The sequence below is a fragment of the Acinetobacter cumulans genome (assembly GCF_003024525.3).
Classification (GTDB): domain Bacteria; phylum Pseudomonadota; class Gammaproteobacteria; order Pseudomonadales; family Moraxellaceae; genus Acinetobacter; species Acinetobacter cumulans.
On record NZ_CP035934.2, the window covers coordinates 2,227,936 to 2,254,462 of the forward strand.

General features: G+C 39.2%; 20 protein-coding genes, 1 pseudogene, 1 CRISPR repeat array and 1 other annotated feature. Of the genes and pseudogenes, 2 read left to right on the forward strand and 19 right to left on the reverse strand.

Going from position 1 to position 26,527, the window contains the following annotated elements; all coding sequences use genetic code 11:
* Nucleotides 1-343: 343 nt before the first annotated feature.
* From C9E88_RS10620 to C9E88_RS10640, 5 genes are all read right to left on the reverse strand, one after another.
* Complete coding sequence (locus C9E88_RS10620; protein ID WP_106986058.1) at nt 344-1,387, reverse strand: hypothetical protein; 1,044 nt, start codon at nt 1,385-1,387, stop codon at nt 344-346.
* A 105-nt stretch (nt 1,388-1,492) separates the two neighbouring features.
* Entirely contained in the window at nt 1,493-2,950 is a 1,458-nt protein-coding gene (locus tag C9E88_RS10625) for an OmpA family protein (protein ID WP_106986059.1), read from the reverse strand.
* Nucleotides 2,951-3,138: 188 nt separating this feature from the next.
* Nucleotides 3,139-4,374: a dihydroorotase gene (locus tag C9E88_RS10630; protein WP_106986060.1), complete on the reverse strand. Its 1,236-nt coding sequence runs from the start codon at nt 4,372-4,374 to the stop codon at nt 3,139-3,141.
* Between the two features lie 10 nt (nt 4,375-4,384).
* Complete coding sequence (locus C9E88_RS10635; protein ID WP_106986061.1) at nt 4,385-5,401, reverse strand: aspartate carbamoyltransferase catalytic subunit; 1,017 nt, start codon at nt 5,399-5,401, stop codon at nt 4,385-4,387.
* Nucleotides 5,402-5,688: 287 nt separating this feature from the next.
* Nucleotides 5,689-6,054, reverse strand: a complete 366-nt coding sequence (locus C9E88_RS10640; protein WP_322898940.1) for a hypothetical protein — start codon at nt 6,052-6,054, stop codon at nt 5,689-5,691.
* Nucleotides 6,055-6,304: 250 nt separating this feature from the next.
* Between C9E88_RS10640 and rlmKL the strand changes: the two genes are divergently transcribed.
* Nucleotides 6,305-8,509, forward strand: a complete 2,205-nt coding sequence (gene rlmKL / locus C9E88_RS10645) for a bifunctional 23S rRNA (guanine(2069)-N(7))-methyltransferase RlmK/23S rRNA (guanine(2445)-N(2))-methyltransferase RlmL (RefSeq protein WP_106986063.1) — start codon at nt 6,305-6,307, stop codon at nt 8,507-8,509.
* Nucleotides 8,510-8,662: 153 nt separating this feature from the next.
* On the opposite strand, the gene C9E88_RS10650 is transcribed toward rlmKL, so the two are convergent.
* The 10 genes from C9E88_RS10650 to crp form a co-directional block, all read right to left on the reverse strand.
* Nucleotides 8,663-9,733: a hypothetical protein gene (locus tag C9E88_RS10650; RefSeq protein WP_137287922.1), complete on the reverse strand. Its 1,071-nt coding sequence runs from the start codon at nt 9,731-9,733 to the stop codon at nt 8,663-8,665.
* A gap of 64 nt (nt 9,734-9,797) precedes the next feature.
* The gene (locus C9E88_RS10655; RefSeq protein WP_162368834.1) at nt 9,798-10,172 is read right to left on the reverse strand and encodes a nuclease-related domain-containing protein; all 375 of its coding nucleotides are present in this window, start codon (nt 10,170-10,172) and stop codon (nt 9,798-9,800) included.
* A 50-nt stretch (nt 10,173-10,222) separates the two neighbouring features.
* Nucleotides 10,223-10,615 (reverse strand): hypothetical protein, encoded by a 393-nt coding sequence (locus tag C9E88_RS10660; protein WP_106986066.1) that lies wholly within the window; start codon nt 10,613-10,615, stop codon nt 10,223-10,225.
* Nucleotides 10,616-10,754: 139 nt separating this feature from the next.
* A protein-coding gene (locus C9E88_RS10665) for an IS3 family transposase (protein WP_101494812.1) occupies nt 10,755-11,830 on the reverse strand; the annotation gives its coding sequence in 2 pieces (ribosomal slippage) (nt 10,755-11,578 and nt 11,578-11,830; 1,077 coding nt in all).
* A 118-nt stretch (nt 11,831-11,948) separates the two neighbouring features.
* Nucleotides 11,949-13,115 carry a GNAT family protein gene (locus C9E88_RS10670; protein ID WP_106986731.1) on the reverse strand — a complete coding sequence of 389 codons (1,167 nt, stop codon included), beginning with the start codon at nt 13,113-13,115 and terminating at the stop codon, nt 11,949-11,951.
* Nucleotides 13,116-13,123: 8 nt separating this feature from the next.
* Entirely contained in the window at nt 13,124-14,668 is a 1,545-nt protein-coding gene (locus C9E88_RS10675) for a GH3 family acyl-acid amido synthetase (RefSeq protein WP_106986730.1), read from the reverse strand.
* Nucleotides 14,669-14,671: 3 nt separating this feature from the next.
* Nucleotides 14,672-15,502 (reverse strand): hypothetical protein, encoded by an 831-nt coding sequence (locus C9E88_RS10680; RefSeq protein WP_106986729.1) that lies wholly within the window; start codon nt 15,500-15,502, stop codon nt 14,672-14,674.
* Between the two features lie 216 nt (nt 15,503-15,718).
* Entirely contained in the window at nt 15,719-18,298 is a 2,580-nt protein-coding gene (gene clpB / locus C9E88_RS10685; protein WP_106986728.1) for an ATP-dependent chaperone ClpB, read from the reverse strand.
* A 427-nt stretch (nt 18,299-18,725) separates the two neighbouring features.
* Complete coding sequence (locus tag C9E88_RS10690; protein WP_106986732.1) at nt 18,726-19,775, reverse strand: NADP(H)-dependent aldo-keto reductase; 1,050 nt, start codon at nt 19,773-19,775, stop codon at nt 18,726-18,728.
* 229 nt (nt 19,776-20,004) lie between these two features.
* Nucleotides 20,005-20,715, reverse strand: a complete 711-nt coding sequence (crp, locus tag C9E88_RS10695) for a cAMP-activated global transcriptional regulator CRP (protein ID WP_106986727.1) — start codon at nt 20,713-20,715, stop codon at nt 20,005-20,007.
* 147 nt (nt 20,716-20,862) lie between these two features.
* Between crp and C9E88_RS10700 the strand changes: the two genes are divergently transcribed.
* Nucleotides 20,863-21,291: an OsmC family protein gene (locus tag C9E88_RS10700; RefSeq protein WP_106986726.1), complete on the forward strand. Its 429-nt coding sequence runs from the start codon at nt 20,863-20,865 to the stop codon at nt 21,289-21,291.
* Between the two features lie 119 nt (nt 21,292-21,410).
* A CRISPR array of direct repeats spans nt 21,411-22,340; the repeat unit is 28 nt; unit sequence TTTCTAAGCTGCCTACATGGCAGTGAAC.
* A 131-nt stretch (nt 22,341-22,471) separates the two neighbouring features.
* On the opposite strand, the gene cas6f is transcribed toward C9E88_RS10700, so the two are convergent.
* The 4 genes and pseudogenes from cas6f to C9E88_RS17840 all read right to left on the reverse strand — a co-directional run bounded on the left by cas6f (nt 22,472) and on the right by C9E88_RS17840 (nt 26,493).
* On the reverse strand, nt 22,472-23,089 hold the full coding sequence (gene cas6f / locus C9E88_RS10705; RefSeq protein WP_106986725.1) for a type I-F CRISPR-associated endoribonuclease Cas6/Csy4: 618 nt from the start codon (nt 23,087-23,089) through the stop codon (nt 22,472-22,474).
* 109 nt (nt 23,090-23,198) lie between these two features.
* Nucleotides 23,199-24,432, reverse strand: a pseudogene (locus tag C9E88_RS10710) (IS3 family transposase).
* Nucleotides 24,040-24,157 (reverse strand) — a sequence feature (AL1L pseudoknot). (Overlaps the previous pseudogene by 118 nt.)
* Before the next feature lie 12 nt (nt 24,433-24,444).
* Nucleotides 24,445-24,720: a hypothetical protein gene (locus C9E88_RS10715; RefSeq protein ID WP_120365968.1), complete on the reverse strand. Its 276-nt coding sequence runs from the start codon at nt 24,718-24,720 to the stop codon at nt 24,445-24,447.
* A 9-nt stretch (nt 24,721-24,729) separates the two neighbouring features.
* The gene (locus C9E88_RS17840) at nt 24,730-26,493 is read right to left on the reverse strand and encodes a hypothetical protein (protein ID WP_227865782.1); all 1,764 of its coding nucleotides are present in this window, start codon (nt 26,491-26,493) and stop codon (nt 24,730-24,732) included.
* Between the last annotated feature and the right edge of the window lie 34 nt (nt 26,494-26,527).

Sequence of the window (26,527 nt, forward strand, 5' to 3'; positions counted from 1 at the left end):
TGAAAGCTAAGCATGCCAAGAAAAAAGGGATGCTTCAATTCATCCCTTTTTATTTATACAGATTTTAAAAGTAACGTGTGGTCACTTTTCTTATATATTCAAGCTTGAATATTCAATAAATCTCTTTCATAAATCATTTTTTGAACTATTAAAATTCATGATGTAAATTCCCTCTCTTTGAGGAGATGAGAAGCACTGATTCACAAGGGAGAGGTTTTTTAAACTTTAAACCCCTCATCCTCTTGCGGAATGTATTCCTCATCCCAAAGGGAGAAGGGACTTTCATTGATAATTTAAGTACCAATTAATGTTCATTTTTTAATTTTTGAAAGAGCGCTAATGCTTAATTAAATAGGTTATTCAAATATACTGTACGCTCTTTGGTTTTTTGCACAAAACACTGACTATATTGGATCGCTTGGTTTTGTTTTTCCATTACATCGTTCCAATAGCGATGTTGCTGTTGATAGGTTTCAAGCTCGCTATCTTTTAAGTCATATACACGTTTTTGCGAAATTACTTTACAGTCCACATCACGTTTTTCGAACCAATCAGACTGGTCTTGTTGTTGTGCCGTTTTTTGCTCTGGACTAAAACGATCCCATGTACTGTTCAAACGTTCCACCACAGCTTTTTGTTCTGCATCGACTTCTTTTTGACGAATATCGAGGGCTTTCTGCGCCAAGGCCGTTTGTGCAGCATTCTCTTTATTGTATTCCTCTACACTTTGCTGGTTGGCCTCAATATCGGCCTTATTACGTTTTTGATATGCCTCAAAATTTACCGCTAACTCTGAAATTTTAGCAGACAAACCCACTAAACTCGCACTTTCTACCGACAAACTAATTTCATCATTGTCTGAGCGTTCCAAGCTATATTTAAAGTCTGAACCACTAATCTTATCGTCTTGAAGTTTTAAAGAACTCCACTCATTCTTAATTGAATCTTGTAATGTATAAGAACTTGGAGATTCAGTGTCTTCGCCATCACACTCGTCACATGGTTCTTCTAAATACGCATTTTCTGCACGCTTTTGTAGGCCTTTCGGCAAGATCGCCACCAGCAAGCTACTACATTCAAGTTGTTTTGCTTGCTCAGGTTGTTCTGTATGCGTCGCAATATGGCTAATTTCAAATTTAATATTTTTACGGATTTTTTCTAATAAAACCTGATCAGACTCATAGCCCGATTGGCGTAGCCGTTGATCTAATTGAGATAAATAATCTTCTTTTAAATGGTTTTGAATTTGTTCCACATTGGCTGGCGCACTACAGCTCCAATCTTGCAACTTTGCGTTTTCAGTGGCTGTGGTGTCTTTTTTGCGTAGATCACATGCAGTCAGAAGCAAACCACTACACACCACACCTGTTATCAATACAGATTTCATTGTTTTAAACCAAAAATTGTTATTATTCGCGGCCAATTTAAGCAAATTTTCATAAAAAAACAAGATCGCCCTCGTAACATTGAGAGCGATCTTATTTCACACACACTATTTCACTTCAGTGACACCTTGATTAGTGACTTCACGTACTTTACCCGTCTCTGTATTTAACACTTCAAATTCAATCCGACGGTTTTGGAATTGACCTTCTGGTGTTGAATTGTCTGCTTTTGGTTGCTCTTGGCCATAACCTTCGGCTTTCAATTGTGCTGGGTCGACTCCTTTTGCAACTAAATAATTTTTAATTGCTTCGGCACGTTTTAAAGACAAAGCTTTGTTGGCTTCAGCATTACCAACAGAATCTGTAAACCCTTTGATAGTCAGTTGTACTTGCGATGCACGTTGCATGAGTGCAGCTGCCTGATCCAAAATCGATTGATTTGCTTTTGGAATTTCACTTGAACCTGAAGCAAAATTAATAATTTGCATATTTAATGCAGTTGCTACATCCAAAGCACGGATTTTATCTGGATTAATGCTTGCCAAGGCTTTTTGTGCATTGCTAATACTGTTATCTACTGTACTGTTAATATCGACGGGTTGTTGCCCAACCACCTTCATATTTGGCACGAGACCTTGTACTTGTGATATCAACCGATTTGCATCTGCATTATTTGCTGTTTGTATAGAGAGTTGATCGCCCATCCATGTTAAAGAGGCATTTGGCACCCCTTTGAACAATTTTAATACCGATGGAATCGATTCCTGATCGATAAATTGCGTATGGTATGCCGCATCAGTTTCGGCACCACAACCTGTTGGATGGGTAAAAATTTGTTTAACCTCATTTTGTAAAATATTCATATATGAGGCATTATTAACATAAATCTGACAAGTCGATAGTTCACCTTGGGCATTGGTACTCAATTGGAATTTGGCAGGTTGATTACTGCTACTTTGTACAGGAGTAACCGTCTCCGCTTGCTTACGTTCAGAGCAAGATTTAAACCAAAAGCCTGCCAGCAAAGCCAAAATAACCAAGGCAATCAATGCGATCCAAGAACCTGATTTTTTTTCTTCCACAGGCTCTGTTACATGTCTTACTTCTGCCTGATGTACTGTTTCACCTATAGCCGTATTAATACCTAAAGCGGCCAACATTCCAGCTGCCCACTGTGGTAAGGCCCTTTTGATTCCATCAAAATGGGTTTCAATCAAATGTACAATCGCATCAGGGTCAGATGAGCCTGCTTCAGATTGTAAAAAACCCATTACTGGCATAATGGATTTATTTAAAGTGTGTTCAATTTCTGGTGCAGGTGCAGCACCTGAAACAGTGTCCAAAAACTTTTCTTTCAATCCAATATTAGACTGAAAGATGTCAATTAAACGTGGATTGAGCTGATCTGCCAAACTGGCAATTAAGCCAGGCTTTGCTTTAAAAACACTGAGTAAAATAGGATAAAACTGGTTTAATGCATTATTTTTTTCAAATAAATGCTCACTTTCACCATCTAATACAATGGCTGAAACCTGTTGTTTTAACAGCTCTAATAAATCAGTCATAAGTATATTCCTTGTTTAGCCTTGTTCTTTTTTCATTTCTTTTCTTTCTAATCTTTTAAAGTGTATGCCTGAATATTTAAATCATTGTGAATAATTGTATTTCTTTGATAAGTGGTATTTACACCATAAAAAAAGCCAGCCGAAGCTGACTTTTTAAATACAAACTGAGCACACCATAAAGCGTTTAATTAAGCCTTAAAAGTCACCAGTGCTTTACCTTTTACTGTTGCGCCAATCAGTGGAGTATTTTTACCGTTCGACACAATACTGTCTTTTGTAATTGTCCATTCAAGCTCTGGATCAACCAATACCCAACCTGCTTCTTGTTCCCAACGCGTTTGCATTTGAGCAACAATTGCAGGCTGTAGTGTAACTTTTTTCACCCATTCTAGTGGCTCAAGCAAACCATCATTAACCAGTTGTACGCCAAATGGAATGAACGTATCAAATGCTGTAAAGCCTGGTTGTGTTTCAGCAAATGGCGCCATTTTGGCAGAACTGCTAAGCGGTTCATGATGCGTACAAATCGCATCAATCACCCCTTCTTTTACACCTTGACGTAATAATGCTTTGTCTTGTTCATCACGAAGTGGCGGACGCACATGCGCCAATGAATTAAAGCCATCAATCAATTGATCCGTTAAATGCAATTGATGCATAGCCACATCACAAGTTACTGGTAAACCTTTTGCTTTTGCATTTTTAATAAGTTCAACTGACGCGCCACAAGACAATAAACCAAAGTGAGCACGTACACCTGTTGCTTCAATCATTAATAGATATTTTGCAATCGCAACTGTTTCAGCTAAAGCTGGAATCATTGGCAACCCTTGACGAGATGCAATAAAGCCTTCATGCACACAGCCATCTTTCGCAATTTGGTGCTCTTCAGCATAGAATACTACCGTCATATTGACGCCAGCTGCATATTCTAAAGTACGAATCACCACATCATCATTGGCAAATGGCGCATTGGCATTTGAAACTGCGGTACAACCACCTTTTTTCAAGCCCGCCATATTGGCAGGTTGTTGTCCTTTCAAACCTTGGGTTTGTGCACCAATCACTTGTAAATAAATACCACCATCCAACATGGCTTTTTCAACTAAACCATGAATAAGGGCGCCATTGTCTTGCACAATTGGCTTTGAATCTGGTGGTGTAAATACATGCAAAATACCATTTGCAACGGCAGCTTTACCTTCTGATTTAAGCGTACCGTGTTGCTGCTGACCTGGTTCACGTAAGCGTGCACATAAGTCAACCATGGTTGGCATTAACCATTTACCTTGGCCGTTTATTGTTTCAGCAACATTGTCTGTCGCGCCAACCAATTGACCATTTTCAACATAAACCGTTTGCACGCTGTCAGTATTTTGAATCGGGTCTAAGACACGTACATTTTCAATTTTTACAATAGTCATGACTTCTACCTTATCCCGCAACCGCTTCTAACAAACCTTTCTCTTCTAATTGACCTTGCATTGCTAAAGCCAAAACTGCCATACGCACTGCAATACCGTTCGTTACCTGATTTAAAATCACAGACTGTGGGCCATCAGCAATACTTGAGTCAATTTCAACACCGCGGTTCATTGGCCCAGGATGCATCACGATACAATCTGGTTTTGCCATCGCAAGACGTTCTTTGTTCAAGCCATACATTTTGTAAAATTCAGCTTGTGAAGAAAGTGCTGGTGAATCAATACGTTCATTTTGAATGCGTAAAGTAATAATCACGTCACAATCTTTAATGCCATCTTCCATATTATTAAATAGACGAATACCTTCGCCATATTCATCAAATCCATAAGGAAGAAGTGTATTTGGTGCAATCACACGAATATCTTTACAACCTAAGGTTTGCAGTGCAGCAACATCTGAACGCGCAACACGCGAGTGTTTAATATCACCAATAATGGCAATGCTAATATCTTCAAAATTCTTTTTAGTTTCACGGCGAATCGTCAGCATATCCAACATGGCTTGGGTTGGATGTGCATGTCGACCATCACCTGCATTAATAATGGCAATGTTTGGACAAACGTCTTTTGCAATAAAGTGAGCAGCACCTGAAGAGGAATGACGAACTACGAAAATATCCGTCGCCATTGCTTCTAAATTCCACAGCGTATCACGCAGTGTTTCGCCTTTTGATGTACTTGAACGTGCAATATCAATGTTGAGTACATTGGCAGATAAGCGCTTTGCAGCAGCTTCAAATGTGGTACGCGTACGTGTTGAATTTTCAAAAAACAGGTTCATTACCGTACGGCCTTCAAGAAGATTATTGGTAATAAGCTGATTTTGGTCATTAAAAAAGGACTGTGCAGTGTCCAATATTTTTGTGAGAGTTTCTTTAGAAAGACCTTCGATGGTAAGGAAATGTTTTAAGTGACCATCTTGGTTGAGTTGAATCTGGCTCGGTGTATGCAATGCCGCCAAGTGCATGAGAGATTCCTTATCGTTAAGTTAACGCATTATACAGAGAATCTAGCAAATTGGCAGTTGAAGTTTTCAGCAATCGCACCAAAGCTCAGCCGAAATAAAAAATAGAATTCTATATTCCTATGTATAAATTCAATTAGATAATTTAAACAAAATCATTATAATGAGTCCTTTGCTGTATTGTCTGATCGCGACTTAACGATCTAGCCCTCACTCTCTAAAGTAAGAGCTAAACGTATTAAAATTATACGCATCAGCGAGCAAAACAGCCTTTATATCTGCATCATGCTCTAGCGTAAAGCGCCAATATAATGGTGTGAAACTTGCGCCTTATAAATCTCATCCTCTGTTGCTTCGCAGTATGGATCTTCTTGATCCTCTTTCATTTCAGCCACAAGCGTATCAGCGACAGGCAATTCAACTTGTGTTTCATCTTCTACATCCAACTCCATCATCAACTGTAAACGAACACTTAAACGATCAAGTTCTGTATCATGTGCTTGTAAAGCCAACTTAATCACGTGATATGCATATTGTTTATTCTCGACCATATACATCACATCAATGACACGAACACCTAAACGGCGCATTCGTGCATATAAAAGTGTTGCAACTGAAAATATTTCTGAACTACTGGCTTGTTCGACATGTTGCATCATATTCCCCTTTTAATAAATGATCTCAAAAGCGCAAAACTCTGAATATCTGAAGATACTCAGGCGCGAGCAGTAACTAAGCAAAACACATACCAATCACATAAATTCTCACTTGATTAATACCAATATCTAATTTCAGCGATTGTGCTAAAAGTTGAATATTTCTTAATGATCCTATGCAGATGAAGCGCCCAAATAGTCGAAAATACGTTAAAATAGTCGATTGCTTTTTTTGCTTTTGGAAATTTACATGAATTCGAAACCGCGTCTTTCTACATATTGGGTCACCTGTGCAGATGGACTTGAAACCTTACTCCGCGAGGAAATTGAAGGTTTAGGTGTTCAAAATATTGAACAATTCCCGGGTCGTTTGGTTTTCAAAGGCACACTTGAAGATGCTTACCGCATTTGTATGTGGTCACGTCTTGCATCACGTGTATTAACACCAATCCATACACATGAACTTGATTTCACTCACGATGCGCGTGATGTTGCCGAAGAGCTCTATGAGGGTGCAATTAACTTTGACTGGTCGCTTATTTTTGCACCACAAAGTACCTTTGCTGTACGCCTACATATTGAGCGTGATATTAAAGTTAACAGCCAATTTGCAACTTTACGTGTGAAAGATGGTGTTGTTGACTCATTCATGGAAGCGGTTGGCAAACGTCCAAGCATCGATATTAAGCAACCTGAAATCACACTTTATGTATTGGCGGGCAAAAAAGAACACACCTACTGCCTAGACTTATCAGGTGACTCATTACATAAACGCGGTTACCGTCGTTATATGACGGATGCGCCAATCAAAGAAAACTTAGCAGCCGCTATTCTGCAAAAAGCAAAACTAAAAGAACGTAATCCTGAAATTATCCTAGATCCAATGTGTGGTTCTGGTACGTTTATTATTGAATCACTGATGATTTTGACTGATCGTGCGCCTGGTTTAGTGCGTCGTTTTGGTTTTAATGGTTGGAACGGTCATGACCATGAACTTTGGATGAGCATTAAAGCGGAAGCTGCTGAGCGTCATGCTCAAGCTTTAGCACAACCATTACCTCAGTTTTATGCTTATGATGCAGATTGGGAAGCCGTAAAAGCCACCAAACAAAACATTATTGCTGCTGGTTTTGAATCTGTACTCGATCAAATCAAAATTGAAGAACGTACTTTGGCTGACTGGCCAGACTTCCAAGCTGTTGGTAAGCGTTCATTCGTCGTAACGAACCCGCCATACGGCGAACGTTTAGGTGACAAAGCATCTAACCGTGCATTGTATTTGGGCCTTTCTGCACTCTTGCAAAAGAATTTCCCAAATCAATATGCAGCAGTTATTGCAGCTGCCGTTGAACAGGCCGATGTTCTGGCTTTTGATGAGCCACAAATTTTGCGCTTAATGAATGGTAAATTACCTATTTATATCCGCTTTGGTGTAATCAAACCTACTGCAGTTGCACAGCCTTTCTTGGCAACTTGGCAACCGCAACAGTTTGAAGCCATTGAAGGTGCGCAAGATTTTACCAACCGCTTGCAAAAGAACATGCAGAACCTGAAAAAATGGGCTGTGAAAGAAAATGTCTTCTGCTTACGCCTTTATGATGCTGACTTACCAGACTTTAATGTCGCTGTCGATTTATACGGTGATCGCCTGCATGTACAAGAATATGCGCCACCAAAAACAATCGACCCTGAAAAAGCAAAAAAACGCTTTAACTTGGCATTGGCATCTATTCGTGCTGTTACAGGTTTACCACGCGATGCGATCTTTATTAAGACCCGTGCACGCCAAGAAGGTAAAACTCAGTATACAAAACAAAGTACTGCATCGAAACGTTTTATCGTTCAAGAAGGTAAAGCTAAAATTTTAGTTAACCTCACCGACTATTTAGATACAGGTTTGTTCCTTGACCACCGTCAAATGCGTTTACGTATTGCTGCAGAAGCACGCGGTAAGCATTTCTTAAACTTGTATAGCTACACATCTACAGCGAGTTTACATGCTGCCTTAGGTGGTGCTGCCAGCACAACAAGTGTCGATCTTTCAAATACCTACCTAAACTGGTCTAAAGAAAACTTCGTGCTCAATGGTTTAACTGTTGACCATGCAGATGAACAACATCAATTCTTTGCTAGCGATTGTTTTGAATGGTTAAAAGAAGGTCATGAACAATATGACTTGATCTTTATTGATCCACCAACATTCTCAAACTCAAAGAAATTCTACGGTACCTTTGACGTACAACGTGACCACATTTCATTGATTAAACGTGCCATGAACCGCTTAACCACTGAAGGTACTTTATACTTCTCAAATAACTACCGTGGTTTTGAGATGAACGAAGAAATCGAAGCGATGTTTGATGTGAAAGAAATCAGCAACGAAACTATTGGTCTTGACTTCAAACGTAATACCAAAATTCACCGCGCATGGAAAATTACTCATCCGCCAGTGTAATTTAGATCGTCTTTAGATCTAAAAAAGAGGCCTATAAAGGCCTCTTTTTTTATGGAATGGAATGCAATTGCTTAAAACGATTTGCAAATACCATTCAAAATATGAGTGAACACATCTTTTAAAAGGCTTTTTACATCATTCTTTAAAACCTAATTAAAACAGCGCAGATGCTTGAAGCTCTTGCCCAACAATATGTTTCTGATATACCGATGGCGTCATAAATGTCACATGCACTTGAAAACCGCCCATGTGATATTGCACCACGTGGACATAATCTTGCTTACGCTTGAACGTTGCATACATGTCCCCCACGTGTGGAACTTCGCCTTTGAGTTTTTCAAACTTGAGCCGCTTCAAGGTCTGAGTTTGCGCATAAAACGTATCTTTATATTGGTCTTCAAATGCACTATTTAGACTAAAGCGTACTGCACTTAATACCTGTTGTTGATCAAAATAGAAATGTACTTGCTTTAAGCGCTCAAATTCTATGGCTGGGCCATTGATCAAAATTTGCTTCGGGTTAATAGCACTGGCAATCACAGTCCCCTCAAAACTATTGGCTTGCACATTTTTTAACTCAGTTAATTGCTGACTGACCTCTGCATAACGACTCTGACCGAGTACAAAGCCAAATATTGTATTTTGCTTAGAGTCTGCGTTTATAAATTGGGATAATTCAGAGATTGGCAAAGCCTTATGCGCTGCTTGATCACTCTCAATAGACTGAACCTTATTCGATGCTGGACTCTCTGAAACTGTTTGTTGATCAAGCTTTGCCTGCTTTAATTTGGACTGCGTAGCTTGAGTCACTAATTGTGTCGTTTCTGGCTCTGCATCCTCTACATCTGTCGTGTGACTTTTTGGCTTAGAAAAAGCTTGCCATACTGATTGCAACATAAAGTCCTGTACACCATTAAACGCACCTTGACGATATAAACCACTAATCACAAAAGATAAAACAAGTGCCATCACCAAAGGCAAAATCACTTGAGTAACAAACACGGGCTTTGTTGCTTCAATTTCTTGAGTGAGGTCGTGTGTTGCAGTGACATAGGTCAAAGTGTTAAGTGGATCTTCCTGTACAGGGTGTTTAAACGGTTGGTAACGAATCTCTTGCGGTGCTTGATGTTTCCACTCATGTGGTGTCACATTTAAACGCTCAATCAGCGCCAACACTTCAACTTCAGTCAATACGATTTGCGGAGAATGAATATGAGAGAACAACTCGCTAGCATGCGGAATGTCCGATACATGCAACCACTTCTGTACCGAATTAGAAAGCGCGAGATTAACCTCTATAAGTTCGGTAAAAAAAAATCGCGCCAGAAATAAAGCCTAAATTATCTTGGCTAAAAAACTGCTGTGCATTTAACCACTCCATGACCACGTATTTATTTTTTCGGATTTGCACAAAAGGATTGAGTTGATTCCCTCCTTTTACTTCTATCATTTCATCACTGGGTGTAAGCATTGTCCAAGGGCCATTTTCTTTGCCACCCAACTTGCCTGTGTAATTTTTGAAATCGGCAACCACAATTGCATGTTCAGTAAAACAAACCATGTCAATTTCTTGACCATCCCAAATGGCATTATAAATGATATATATCCATTTATTTTCGGTCGCCCAATCGAGTTGTAATTGATTCAAAAATGAATCTAACATTCGCAGCTCTTGCGTATGTGAACTGAAATCTCCAAAGTAGCAATGTATACTCATGATGTGATTCCCTGTTTTGTGTAAAACAAGGTATTGCCACAATTTCGACAATTAAACATCAAGTATGATCCGTCGTTATAAATACTTTCTGTTTGAATCGATCGGCTCTTACAACGATTGCAACAAATATTTCCACCTTTACCATTATGCGAGTCTGGGAATTTTTGGCAGTACCAATCAAAGTTTTGAAGCTTAAGATAATGTTGTTGTACTTTTTGATCATAGTTTTGTTTTAACTGCGAATAGTAAAAATTTAAAATGAAATAAATAACAATAAACCCAAAGATTAGTCCAAAAGTATCCAATGCAGGAGACATCGCATCCAATACCTTTCCTGTACCCCAAGTCAGCAAAAGGCTATACAACACCATAATTAATACAACTTTCATTCTAATTACACTTTTTTAATCCCTGTTTTTAATTCTATTTTCTTATTAATTATATGTAAATAAATCAAAAACATTGATCCAGCATAAATACAAAAACCACGGTAATCCTCCCATAAATAACCGAAGTTAAAAGTAGAGGTTAAGCAGCCATTAGAGGTGGCTTTCCTTTGTTAGCTTGATGTGGTCTTTCATGGTTGTAATGCCACAACCAGTTTGTTGCATAATCTTGTACTTCATCCAAAGTATCAAATAAATGCTTGCTCAGCCAACTATAACGTATGGTCCGATTATAGCGTTCAATATACGCATTCTGCTGTGGCTTACCCGGTTGAATATATTCAATACGAATACCGTGCTCAGTAGCCCAGCGCACAAATTCGTGACTGATAAATTCGGGACCATTATCGCATCGGATCACTAACGGTTTTTCTCTCCACTCCAGCAATTGATTCAACGTACGAATAACCCTGATTGTGGGCAATGAGAACCCTGCTTCAATGGCTAGGCCTTCGCGGCGGTAATCATCAATCACATTCAATAATCGAAACTTGCGACCATCGGAAAGCTGATCATGCATAAAATCTAATGACCAAACCTGATTTTCTCGGATTGGTTCTTTCAATGGTTCAGGCGCATGCCGTTTTAGTCTTCTTCTCGGTTTAATACGCAGATTCAGTGCCAACTCACAGTAAATGCGGTAAACCCGCTTGTGATTCCAGCAGCAACTCTCAACATGCCGTAAATACGAGAAGCACAAACCAAAGCCCCAATCGGAATTTTCCTCAGTGAGTTCAATGAGCTGTTCAGCAATGAGTGCATTGTCATCACTGAGTTTGGCTTGATAGCGGTAGCAGGTTTCACTAATGCCAAATGCTTTACAAGCCAAACGAATACTAATGGCATGCTGGGCAACTGCCTGTTGTGCCATCTTACGCCGGCAAGATGGCTTTACCACTTTTTTGCCATCGCTTCCTGGATGATTTCGGCCTTTAATCGCTCTTCCGCATACATCTTTTTAAGTCTGGTATTTTCGGCTTCTAGCTCTTTCAGTCGAGCCATTAATGATGTATCCATACCACCATATTTGGCACGCCATTTATAAAAGGTAGCATTACTCATGCCGTGTTCACGGCAAAGGGTCGCTACAGGTGTGCCAGATTCTGCCTGTTTCAAGATGGACATGATCTGACTATCAGTAAATTTAGATGTTTTCATGCAGAATCTCCTGCTCGTATCTTAAGAGAAAATTCTACTTTTAGATCCTATTATTTTTAGGGGGGATTACCCCACCTAACGGTAGTTTTTGCTCAAACTGAATTTTACATAAGTTCGTTTAAATACGGCCTACATCAAAATATGTGATTCGACTACGATCTAATTTGTCATAGGGTTTCGCTTTAAAGCTATGTAAATAATGCTTAGCTTTTAAAATATGTGATGTGGTATTTTTCATCCATGCAATACGCGGGTCATTTTGTGCCAAAGTAATACAATAGGTTTCTTTACCACGGCGTTTAGTCTGCTCTTTGGCATGAAATACTAAGCTTGCAAACACGTCCGTATGCTCTGGATGGCATAAAGGACTGTGCAACATTAAATAGTCAAAGGTGCCGTTAATTTTAGGCAAAGAAAGCACGCCACGAAATTTTGCATAGGCATTATAAAAAGGCTTCATCATTTTAAGCGGGCGTGAATAATCTAACACACGAGTTTGCTTAAAACTTTTCTGATCCCACAAACCATAAATACCTACCAATTTATTGTTTTGATCACGCATCAAATAAAAATCATCTAATTGCATACCTTTCCAATAAGGATGATGGCCTTCGGCCAAAGCATTAAAATCATAATTTGGAAGAAAATTAAAATGCTCTTTCATTTCAATCATAAATGCATTTGCATGATCAATTTGGTCACGGGTTAATACACGAAATTGAAACTGGTGATATTGCTCTGGTTTTTGTGCCTGTGACACCGTAAAGGTCCGAATATCATCATAATAATAGGGTAAAGGAAAACCTTTACGTTCGTTATGCAAAATACCCGATGCCAATTTATTGTCTTCTAAAACCACACTTTGGAAAATCGTATCTAATGGGATTTCATCATAGACATAATCCATCAATAAACGCATGACCTTCGCCCCTCGATACTCTTGGTGCATACGCAGGTCTGCCACATAGCGCATTAAATCAGGTTGGCCATTGATATAACAGTAACGCCAACCTAAGTTCATCATCCCAATCACCAAATCAGGATCATCAACAGGAACCACAAGTTTAATATCAGGTCGATTGTACTGCGCCTGACTTGCATTGATATAGCTTGGTGCCCGTTCATAAGACAATGTAATCCCATTGCTAGGAACTGTTTCAGCAATCAAACGCATCAACTGTTGATCATCTGCTGGTGTTGCAGAGCGAACCATGAAGTTAGGTTCATTGTTCGAGCGGTAAAATAAGCGTTCTTCTACTGGATCTTCTAATACATCTATACTCATCGGTATTCTCAAATTATTTTTGTTTTCATTTTCTTTAACGGCTCAGGCTTAATATTGCCTTCAATCATGCCATTTTTCATGGCTAGGGTTTTGTAATAATCCCAAGCATCTGCTACATGTTTAATTTCAGGCTCATCTAATTGGCCCAAATCACGCGCCAATTCATAATGAAAATTTTGTTTTAACAGCTGGTCTAGCGCCTGCACACTCGGCACTTTAGCCTGATCACCCTCACTGAGCATGACGTAGTGCGGTTTTTTTTGTGTACAGTTTTCAATACCTAAAATACTAATTGGCAAATAGTCATCTTGTTTAAATTCGGCCAGTACTTTGATTGCAGCACTATGATCAAGCTTTTCACCAACCAAATCGACGGTCATTTTGCGCCCTAAAAAACGGAAGCATGGTACATCATGATAAAAGTCGATCACCTCTAATTCATCGTCAATCACATAGCGGGTCAGGCCAGAACCCGTCGTAATCACTGGACTTACAATATCGCCTTTTTTTAAGCGCCATGCAGGAATGGCTTGCACCGTATCTTGTAATAAAAACTCATAAAAATGCGACTGATAACTGAGTGGAAATTTGTCTGCAAATGGAATTGTCACCACGCCTTCAGTTGCCCATAGGCCTTTGCCTTCAAAAGCAACATCTGCAATGCGTTGTTGCAGTTGTAATGCCCATTGCTGTGCACTCGCAGTATCCCAGCTAGAAATCAAACTAAGCTTTGGCCATAACTTTTTCCAGCACTTGGGGTTGGAAAAATCCATCAAGTTGAGCTTATAACTTTGCTCACATGATTTTGGTGCCTGTAAAAAATTTAAATCTTTGCGTTGCCATTGCCCACTTCGAAGCACAGCAGATATTTCCTCTTGGTGCTCCTGTACCATATCAAGTAATTGCAAGGCAAAGGTTGGACTCCATACCGAAATCATGCCCAAGTTTTTATCAGCAACCAAATAGGTCACCGTTGCAAACATGGCATCCTCTGCTGTTTCCGCCATCGCAATTTCTACAGGCACAGCTTGAGTTACTTTACTTAAAAAACGCTTTGTCACATTCAGCAATGCACTATCATCATTTAAGTTACTATTTTCGAGTAACTGGCGCTGACTTTCTGGCAACCAAGACACCGACCAATAATGTGTCGAATTTTTGAGTTGTGGATGTTGTCGATATAAACTAGTGAGCCATAGACCTATGGCTTCATCGAGTTCATTTAAAAAATTTTGCGTATAAGGAATGAACTTGAGTGCCTCGCTAGAACCACTTGTAGGCTGAAAACGAATCACCTTACTGGCTGCCAAATGGTTTTTTCCACTTTGGCGCGACTGTTCAATTTTATCTTTCCAATCTGTATATCGCGTTAATGGAAACTTTTTCGCAAAATCTTCATAACTTAAATTTTGCGAATAATTTTCTTTTAGAAACTGTTTGAGCTTTTTGCGCTGTACTTTTTCTAATTGATCAGCCTGTAAGCGGTAACGTAAATACGCTTTACGACAGGCAAGCTCCAAAACCCGATGCGAGGCCGCAAGTATCATTCCCATAACTTATGCCACCTTCGAATCTGAACTCATGGTTTCAACTCGTAGCATTCGCTTAGGTATAAATTTACTGTCATGCTTACTCGCGCTCACTGTTTTGGTCATAAATCGACTGACGTAGCGATACAAGTCACTCCAGCGTAACTCCCCAACACATGGTAATTCCGTACCTTGAACCCATGTTGGATTTTTCTCTTCAAAGAAAGCAATTTTTGTGTTGTTTTGACGCATCTCATTGGAAATTGGTGCGACATCGGCTTTTAGGGGTTGGTAATCTTCACCAAAATTCAGTAGCCCTGTTTCACCATTATAGTATTCTGCAAAATATTCTTTGCAATAAGACTCTACAAAATCTTTAAGATGACTATTTTTAGCACCATAGTGTGGATAGTAGCTGTAATAGTTATTGGCCAACAGCAGATAGGTTTTAAAGCCTTTGGAAATGAGAATCCAGTACACAGGTACCAATGGATAACGTAATTTAAAGCTCACAATATAGCGATACATTGCACGTGTCAGCGCACGATTGCCCCAATACTCTTTTTCAATAATGGTATCACCACTAAAAAAGGCATGTCGCGCTTTACCATTCACAACAAAATCACGCTCGGTTACTGTAGAAAAGCCCACAATTTGCTTATTAACAGGCTCAATAATTAAAAATACACCAGTTTTTTCGAGAAAGTCCTTTTCAAAAATTTCGTAGCGTGTATTGGCATAATATTTTTTATATATGCCATACATTCGTTTGAGCTCTTTCACTGTAATTGAATCTGAATTGCGGTATTCACTATATGGCTCGCGTTTCAGCTGACGCCAGAGTTTAAATTCCATCATTTTTCAACTTCCTTTTTATCTGCTATCCAGCAGGTTTTATTTTTTGTTTTTTATCTTTGGCTCATGTGGTCTCGACGACCGCGAATCATATTAGAGCGTTCAAATATTGAAATGCAATCTGCTTTACGTATTTCAACAATAAATGCGATGAATGTAAAAAAACCAACCTAGTTAAAATAGATTGGTTTCATGATTATTATTAAAAGTGTGATTTATTTAACTTAATTTCATTTTTGAAAATTGAAGTTCACCATCTATACCTTGGATCAAAATCGTATCACCAGGAACAAATTCACCCGATAATATTTTTTGCGCCAAGCTATTTTCCACTTGTTGTTGAATCGCACGTTTCAATGGTCGAGCACCATATAATGGATCAAAACCTGCCTCAATCAATTGATCAAATGCACTGTCATCTACGGATAAACTCATATCTTTATCACTTAATCGAGCACGTAAACGATTCAATTGAATGTCGGCAATACCACGGATTTGTGCTTTTTTCAGTGAGTGGAACACCACCAACTCATCAATACGGTTAATAAACTCCGGACGGAAATGTTCACTCACTGCAGCCATCACCACAGCTCTGACTTCGTCATCGCTTGCATTGTCGCCCAGTTCTCGTACATCACTTGAACCTAGGTTCGAAGTCATGACAATCACCGTATTTTTAAAGTCGATTAAGCGCCCTTGTGAGTCAGTCAAACGACCATCATCCAAGACTTGCAATAAGATGTTAAATACATCTGGATGCGCTTTTTCAACTTCATCAAACAACACAATACTATATGGTTTACGGCGCACAGCTTCAGTCAACACACCGCCTTCTTCATAACCAACATAGCCCGGAGGTGCACCAACGAGACGACTCACCGAATGTTTTTCCATAAATTCTGACATATCAATTCGAATAATCGAATCGTCACTGTCAAATAGGAAATTACCCAAAGCTTTGGTTAATTCAGTTTTACCTACACCCGTTGGCCCAAGGAATAAAAATGAACCGCTTGGACGGTTTGGATCGGATAAACCTGCACGTGAACGTCGTACTGCATTAGACACAGCAACCACAGCTTCGTCCTGACCTACCACACGGTTATGCAAGAATGTTTCCATTTGGAGTAACTTCTCACGTTCACCCTGAAGCATTTTTGCCACGGGTATACCTGTAGCAGCACTGACGACTTCGGCAATTTCATTTTCAGTCACTTTGGTACGAATGAGTTTAGGTTCCTCATTCACTTCTGCGACTTCCTCTTCATTCAGGCGTTTTTGTAACTCTGGAATCACACCATATTGCAAACGACTTGCTTCGGCTAAATCACCTTCACGTTGTGCTTTTTCAAATGCTGTACGGGCTTTATCTAACTCAATTTGAGCTTGATTGGTCCCATCAACTAAGCGTTTTTCAGCAATCCAAACCTCTTCTAAATCGCTATATTCTTTTTGAACTTCAGCAATTTGCTTTTCAAGGTGTTCAACTTCTACTTTAGATACAGAGTCTGCATCTTTTTTCACCGCTTCAAGTTGCATTTTTAACTGAATTAAACGACGGTCTAAACGGTCCAATGGCTCAGGTTTTGAGTCAATTTCCATTTTAATCCGCGATGCCGCTTCATCAATCAAATCAATAGCTTTGTCTGGCAATTGACGATCTGTAATATAACGGTGTGACATTTTTGCCGCAGCGATAATTGCTGAGTCTAGAATTTGCACACCATGATGCGTCGCGTATTTATCTTTCAAGCCACGTAAAATGGCAATCGTATCTTCTACGCTTGGCTCATCGACCAACACCTTTTGGAAACGACGTTCTAAAGCTGCATCTTTTTCGATAAATTGACGGTATTCATCTAGAGTCGTAGCACCGACACAACGGAGCTCACCGCGCGCAAGAGCAGGTTTAAGCATGTTGCCTGCATCCATTGCGCCATCGCCCTTGCCTGCGCCTACCAGCGTGTGTAATTCGTCGATGAACAAAATGATTTCACCATCGTATTTAGCTAGATCTTTCAGAACGGCTTTAAGACGTTCTTCAAACTCACCACGGTATTTTGCACCTGCTAACAACGCACCAAGGTCAAGAGATAAGACACGCTTACCTTTGAGGCTTTCAGGCACTTCACCATTCACAATACGCTGCGCTAACCCCTCAACAATTGCGGTTTTACCCACACCTGGCTCACCAATCAGCACAGGGTTATTTTTGCTACGACGTGATAACACCTGAATGGTACGGCGAATTTCTTCGTCACGCCCGATAACTGGATCGAGTTTCCCTTCTAATGCGCGTGCATTTAAGTCTAGGGTATATTTATTGAGTGAATCACGTTGATCTTCGTGGTTATTACTCATCACTGCTTCGCCACCTCGAATGTGTTCGATTGATGTACGTAACTTGTCTGCTGTTACGCCCACACTATTTAAAATACTTTTTGTTTTACCTGTTTCTACTAAGGCCAATAGCACCCAATCCGTAGAAAGAAACTCATCACCCGCTTTTTGGGCAAAACTATCCGCGAGGTTGAGTGCCTTTACTGCATCTGGGTTTAGATTAATATCCCCTGTTGGATTTGCCAGCGTAGCTGCATCTTTCATCGCTTGCTGTAGCTTGGCTTTAAGCTCAATTAAATTCGCACCTGCTTGCTGAAGTAGGCTTTGATTTGACGGCTCTTCAAGTAGTACCGATAAAATATGAATGCCTTCAATTGCCGTATGATCTTTGCCCGCAGCCAATGATTGTGCATCAGATAATGCTTGCTGTAGGCGGTTTGTGAATTTTTCAAAACGCATTCTTGTTATTCCTCACAACAAATTTTTAACTTGATACATATATGGGTGTGAAATTGGGTATTTCAAGATTATTTTTATTATATTTTTTAAAAACTTAATTTATATTTTAGATATAACTCAATATTAATATTGGTACAATTGATCATAATTTCAAGCAGTGGATTTAAAAAAATCTTAGCTCAGCCCTAAACCTTAGATTGGCACATCAAAATCTGTATCGCACTGTATAAAAGACGAGATCGTATTCGCTTAATATGCGCTTATATCCGCTAGACGACATTGGCATTTCAGTACAATCTTATGGCATTTTTTTATTGCACTGTAATGAACATGGCACTCACTTATGCTTCATTGATAAAAATGAAAATCAAAATTTAAAATGCCTTCTCAATTGGAAGGCATTTTAGCGGTAGACATCTACCTATAATTAAGGTGCTGGGTTTGGCTGTTGGCGATGAATTGCTTCAATCCCTTGTAATTGCTCTGCCGAAAGATCTATGTTGAAGGCATCAATATTTTCTTTGAGTTGATCTAAATTGGTTGCGCCAATAATGGTACTGCTGACAAAGAACTGCTGTTTAATAAAAGCCAATGCCAATTGAGTCAGGCTGAGACAATGTTGTTCAGCAAGTTGCGCATACTGCTCGGTCGCCCATTCACTCTCTGGGTTGCTATAACGACTAAAGCGTGAGTACAAAGTCACACGTGCATTGGCTGGACGCGCGCCATGGCGGAATTTACCCGTTAAATAACCAAATGCCAAGGGTGAATAAGCCAATAAGCCTACGCCCTCATACTTAGCAATTTCAGACATACCAATTTCATAACTACGATTAAGCAAGCTATATGGATTTTGTACACTGACTATTTTTTCAAGGCCAAGCTTTTCTGCCAGATGTAAAAACTTTAAAGTGCCCCACGGCGTTTCATTAGATAAGCCTATATGACGGATACGGCCTTTTTTAACTTCGTCACTCAATGCAACTAGGGTTTCTTCAAGTGCTGTGACTTCTCGTGGATCATTGGCTTCTGCATTGCCATAACCCAATGTGCCAAAGAAATTGGCTGGGCGCTGTGGCCAGTGCAATTGGTATAAATCGATATAGTCTGTTTGTAAGCGTTTTAAAGAACCATCAAGCGCAGATTCAATTTCACTGGCAATAAAGCGGGTTTGACCATTTCGAATTTGACTACCGCCCTGTGAAGGTCCTGCAATTTTGCTGGCTAAAATAATTTTGTCTCGGCCACCATGCTGTGCCAACCAATTGCCTATGACTTGTTCGGTTGAACCTTGCGTTTCAGGCTTGGGTGGTACTGGATACATTTCAGCCGTATCCCAAAAATTTATACCATGCGCTAAGGCATAGTCTAATTGTGCAAAACCTTCGGCTTGAGTGTTTTGTTCACCAAAGGTCATTGTGCCTAGACAAATTTCAGGAACCAGAATGCCAGATTGGCCCAGTGCTTTATATTGCATATTGTTTACTTCCATGTTCGTACTCAATTCAATGAGCCTGAACTTTAAATAAGGTCTTGTTCAATCCAATTTAAGACTACTCTAATTATTCCCTTGGCAAAAATCATATTTTTATCCAAGTTTTGCAGAAAACTGCACATGTGATGTCGTTGAATTTTTCAGCATTTAAAAATTCAAGATATAAAAAAAGCAAATCCGAAGATTTGCTTTTTTAGTGATTCAGAAGAGCTTATTCTTCGTCATCAAATTCTTCAGATGTGAAGTCATTATTTTGTTCTAATGAAGCATCAAAAATAAGAATTGCTTTACCATCTGTTTCGATCATGCCTTGTTCTTCAAGCGTTTTTAGAACACGGCCAACCATTTCACGCGAACAACCCACAATACGGCCAATTTCTTGACGTGTAATACGGATTTGACGGCCATTTGGAAGAATCATCGCTTCTGGCTGCGAAGATAGATCGATCAAACAGCGCGCGATACGGCCTGATACGTCAATAAATGCTAAGTCAGTCACTTTACGTGTCGTATTTTTCAAACGACGGACCAACTGTGCAAATACAGCATAGCTCAAGTCTGGATATTGCTTGCTGAGTTCGTGGAAGTTTTCATAAGTCACTTCGGCAATTTCACACACATCGCGCGTACGGACTTCCGCAGTACGTTGTGCATTCGTTTCGAATAGACCCATTTCCCCAAAAAAGTCACCCGCATTTAAATATGCTACGACAATTTCACGCTCATCGTCTTCACGAAGAATGATGGATACAGACCCCTTCAGAATTAAATACAAAGATTTAGATTCTGACCCTGCATCAACGATCGTTGTACGTTTTGGGTAACGGTTGATATATGCACGTTTTAATAATGCTTTCACTGAGTCTGGTAGTTGGCCAGGTGACAGTGCATCTGTGCTAAGTTGTGAAAAGTTTGAAGTCATGCTAACAGTTCCGAATATGGATAATTTATAGATCGCACAAGACCTAAAATGAACGTGTCACACGCAAGAGATGAAATTCCTTATCAGCTCAATTTATGTTAGTGTACAGGTACTTCGTAAATTTATAGCTTTTTTTAGGGACTTGCAATGCAAACAAGTGTTCATTGGCTAGAGAATGTTGCATTTGAGGCAAAAACTCAGAGCGGTCATAGCATAATCATGGATGGTTCGGCAGAATACGGCGGTGAAAATCGCGGTCCGCGTCCAATGGAATTGATTTTGAATGGCCTTGGTGGTTGCGCTTCTTTTGATATTGTGACCATTTTAAAGAAAGCACGCCAAGATATTACAGCCGTTCGTTGTGACTTAAGCGCTGAACGTGCAGACACAATTCCTGCTGTATTTACCAAAATTCATTTGCACTTTGTAGTTACAGGTAAAGGTGTAAAAGAAAAGCAAGTGGCGAAAGCGGTTGAGCTTTCTGCTGAAAAATATTGTTCTGCGAGCAAAATGCTCATGGACGGTGGCGTAGAAATTACCCATGATTTTGAAATTTTAGAAGCTGAAGCGGTTTAAAACTTAAACCCAAAGCTTGCATAAATTGGCCCTAATTCGTGTTAGGGCTTTTTTATGTTTGAAAATTTAGTTATCTGTAAATAATTAGGTTAGGAGTTGTAGGTAGTACCTTTGTGATATTTCTAAGCTGCCTACATGGCAGTGAACAACGTAGCTCAAAAGCTGTTTAAGTGAGTGCTTTTCTAAGCTGCCTACATGGCAGTGAACACAACATGATTACTTTAATTTCAGCTACTCCATTTCTAAGCTGCCTACATGGCAGTGAACTATTAGGTGGTTCTGCCAATGACACACTGAATTTTCTAAGCTGCCTACATGGCAGTGAACAAATACAGCGCGAATTAATGACGTGAATCATTTTTCTAAGCTGCCTACATGGCAGTGAACGAAGCTGAAATTAAAATGCCGCCACCCCTAATTTTCTAAGCTGCCTACATGGCAGTGAACAACAATCAATGGGAGTGGTCCGGATTTAATGATTTCTAAGCTGCCTACATGGCAGTGAACAAATAGGTATATCGATCATGCCGATTGGTTTATTTCTAAGCTGCCTACATGGCAGTGAACAGCTGTACCGAATGCACGTGATGCATTTTTATTTTCTAAGCTGCCTACATGGCAGTGAACACCAAATGAACCTGTTAGCCGTTTACCTTTGAGTTTCTAAGCTGCCTACATGGCAGTGAACTGGATTGACCAGGAAGAACTGGCTGAAACTTGGTTTCTAAGCTGCCTACATGGCAGTGAACGGTTTGGGCTAAGAAATTTATGTTTAAAGCATTTTCTAAGCTGCCTACATGGCAGTGAACTAACCGATGCAAAGGTAAACGGTCTGCCACTTTTTCTAAGCTGCCTACATGGCAGTGAACACATATTTAAATTTATTCTTAAAAGTCGGAAATTTCTAAGCTGCCTACATGGCAGTGAACGTAAAGTTAGAGCTAATAAAAAACCACCCGAATTTCTAAGCTGCCTACATGGCAGTGAACTTCTGAGATTGCCATGGATGGCATTCTTGATTTTTCTAAGCTGCCTACATGGCAGTGAACAGTAATTTTATAGCAAAAAATAAAGCTATAACAGCAGTTTAACCCTTAAATCTATAAAAAGACCCAAGGTTTAAACCACTATCATAACTTATTGATTTTATTAAGCTGTTAAAGAGTAAAAAAATATTGGGTTAAAATTCGGGTACCGATGATTCGGAACTTAATCCATAAGTGCTAAAAACCTGATTTTCAGATTTATCAGCAGATTGCTTTTCGATAAATAATTTAAAACGTTTTTCACTTTGCTGATCAGACGTACTTAAACTTTTCATTTCGATATACGGCAAGTTGGTTGTTGTCACCACATTGCTATATCGAGCAAGTGCTTCATCAAAGCCAATATCACCACGTTTTACACGGTGACGAGCCAAACGCTGTACATTGGTTTTAACTTGTTTACGTTTATAAACTGCGTAGCCTTTGATTTCGCTAGGTACTTCACGGATAGAAGTAATATGTACATAATCTTCTAAACGTTCTAGCCATTTTCGGATATCCAATTTTGCTAAATCGGATTCAGATTGAGCAAATAAGCGTAATTTTTTACCTAAGTTGACTTTGGCTTTTTGTTGATCGGTCTTTTCTTCAAAAATATATTGAGGAAAAGATACACCAATACTGACCTTGTCATTAACATCTTTTATTTCAGCCAAAGCAATATGTAACTGTGTATAAAGCTTTGACCAAATGTGATAAGGTGAAATTTCCACTTGATCAATTAGGGTAAGTTCTTGAAAGTACTTAGCCATTAATCATTCCCACCAAATACGCCACCCCGAATTAAATTTGCAACGATAAAATGCTGATCATCTTCAGCACTGAACCGTACCGGGTTTGTCGGAGACATTTTTATTTAAGTTAGGCCACGTGACCTAACGGGTTAATCTTATCATAGTACATTGCTTCAAACTCAAAAGGCGATACATAACCCAATGCGCTGTGTACACGCTTTTTGTTGAACCAATCTACCCAATTTAATGTCGCAAGTTGTACATCCGCTAAACCTTGCCAGTCTGCTTTTAAATATTCAATCACCTCTGTTTTGTATAACCCATTCACTGTTTCAGCCAAAGCATTATCGTATGAATCACCGGTCGTACCGACTGATGCTCGTAAATTTGCTGCTTCTAAACGATTGGTATAGCGAATTGAAAGATATTGCACACCTCTGTCACTATGATGAATCACATTCTTAGGCATACCTCGGTCATGCAATGCTTGCTCTAGTGCATCGAGCACCATGTCTGTATTCATACGTGTTGATACTTTCCATCCAACAATCGCTCGTGAGAACACATCAATAATAAAGGCGGTATAGACCCAGCCTGAATGAGTTTGAATATACGTGAAGTCACCGACCTGAGAAGCATTGCTTCGCAAGGGTCAGGATAATCAGCAGTAAAATTACGTTTCACTAAATCATCCGCTCTTTTTTGATCATCTCGGCTACGGGTGGTGTATTTATTCTTCCCACGCCAAACACCCTGTATACCTAGCTTCTTCATCAAGCGAACCACTGTACAGCGTGCAATAACATAACCTTCACGTTTCAGTTGTTGCCAAACTTTACGTACACCATATCGACCTGAACTTTCTTTCCAAATTCGTTTAATTTGTTCAGCATGATGCAAGTCATGTAGATCTCGCTTTGCTCGATGTTCTGGGTTTTCGCAGAGATCTAGAGTCCGGTAATAGGTTGAGGCTGAGATCGGTAAAATCCTACAAATCGCCTCAACACCATATAACGCCTTATTGTTATGGATGAAATCCACCATTATTTGTGTGGGCGGTCGAGCTCCGCCTGGGCGAAAAAAGCGGCTGCTTTACGCAGAATTTCATTGGCACGCTTTAATTCTTTGATTTCACGTTCCATTTGCTTCATTTTTTCTTGATCAGAGATCTGTTGTACTTTGATAGGATTTTGCTCATCTAAATGCTTTTGATGCCAAGCACGAAGTGTTTCAGGAGTACAACCAATCTTAGGCGCAATAGCTGTGATCGCAGCCCAATTAGATGGATAGTCTTTTTCAGATTCAATCAATAATTGAACCGCTCTTTCTCTGATTTCAGGGGTATATTTTAATTTGGTCATCGGAACATTCTCTCAGAATACTGAGTCTCCGACAAACCCGGTACGGTTCATAATCGCTTTATTACTAGAATGGGTTAATTTCGCAACATGGCTGACATTTAAACTTACCTTACTTGCATTATCGGCAATATAATTCATCCATGAAACAATTTCATGATCACTATGAATCTTTGACAGATGATCTGCTGTAAAAGCATCTTTTAGTTTTTTCTTTTCCGCCTCTACTTTTTTATCAATTCGCTGCCGTAAAAAAAGCTCTATACTTGCATGTACAATATCTACATTCATGACAATCTCCTATAATTTTTTATTTAAAAAAATACCTAAAGCTGGGTGGTAAAAATATTGAATATCTTTTTTGCTTGGCAAAGAAACTTCACCATAATTTAAAATCACACTTTTATTTGAACTACCTAATACATCCTGAATTTCTTCATAGCGCTCATTTTCATCACAACTAAACCAAATTCGATTATTGGGGTGAATATTTAAATCCTTATACTTTCTAATATAATCAACCCATATGAATGTCTTCGCTTTGTCATCATACATATTCCAATAAAGTTTCCCCATACTGTTCGGAACGAGATAATAACGATCTTCAGCAGTTGATTGCCTAAAAGGCTGCCTTCGTTGTAATTCACCACTCCATGACAGTGAATTTCGCCACCATAAACGTGCATTATTTTTTTCTTCTCGCACCCCAAGCAAGGTCATTGCGTATGCTGTTTGTTCTAAGCTAATCAAGTCTGTAAATATCGGAACGTCTTGTACAGCTGGGGGTTTGACAAATTGAATGCTAGGCACAGCATTAATATATTGATATTGTTTTAAAACAAGTAAATTTTTGATTTCCTTATTTTGTGGTAAAGCTCGATGACTTGCTTTATTCCCCTCAAATCCTGGTTTCGTAAATGCAATCTCTTGACTCTGTAAAGCCTTTATATTTTGATTTAAAATAAATAAATTTTCATGATTTACAGTTTTTTTACGATGGCGTTGAATTCGCCCTGCTAATTGAACCAAAGAGCGCATCGAGCTTGGTTCTGCGATCGCCCAATCATAATCATGATCACGCCCGACTTCGCACACTGAAGTAGCAAGAACAATAAAAATATGTTTTTTAATAGAAGGATTGTTTTTGATTGCTTGATGAATCTCTGGCTGAATCCAAACTTTATTGTCATCTTTCCGATTGAGTATTCGATCTAGTTTTTCCTCTATCGCTGACCGTTGTGCGAGAGTAAATTGGCTATGATAAACACAAAAATGAAGTAAGGTATCATCATCTAAAGCTTCGATTAACAAGCCTTGTGCAATATGAACAAGTGGATTAATGTTTGCAAAACGGATCACACCTAAAGAAATTTCAATACCCTGCTGATTTTTTTGATGATGATTTACATGTGCTTCTTGAATTCCTTTTAACAAAGTATTTACTAATCGTTCTTGAATATTTTGCCCTGCTTCAATATCTAAAATTTTAGCTTTTCTTAAAGTATTTTTTTCAGCTTCTAACTGCTGAATCCTCTTATCTACATAGGTAGTATGTGTTTTACAAAAATCAGGTACATGATTCGTTTCTATCGTTTTTACTGAAAATTCATCGACCCATGCACACACAATTGGTTTAGGACTTTGATGCCCAAGCATTGATTGTTGATACTTTTGTCTTCCTTCCAAATAGGATTCATACAGTGCAAAAGCCATAGCAGGCGGAATAGTAGCACTTGATAGTAATACTTTTGCACCTAATAAACCCGCCCAATTGACCAACCTTGCAAGTGCAGGTAAATCAGCTAATCCAAACTCATCAGGTTGATCTAAAATTAGATCAGAACTCAATAATCTTAAAATCGGTGCAATTTGCCGACCACCTCTTAAACTCTCAGTGGCTGGGATTAAATAATCAATTGTACTCACCAATATTGGTGCATGTAGCAGTTTTTGAATCTTTGGATCTTTTTCAAACCACGTTTTTAATAAGCTTTCTGGATCAATCTCAGGATATTCAACGTCAAAATGATCGTCCGTATCTTCAAGGCTCTCACTACCTCGCATTGCAAATTCTGTTTTTTCTAAATCTTCTAGAAGT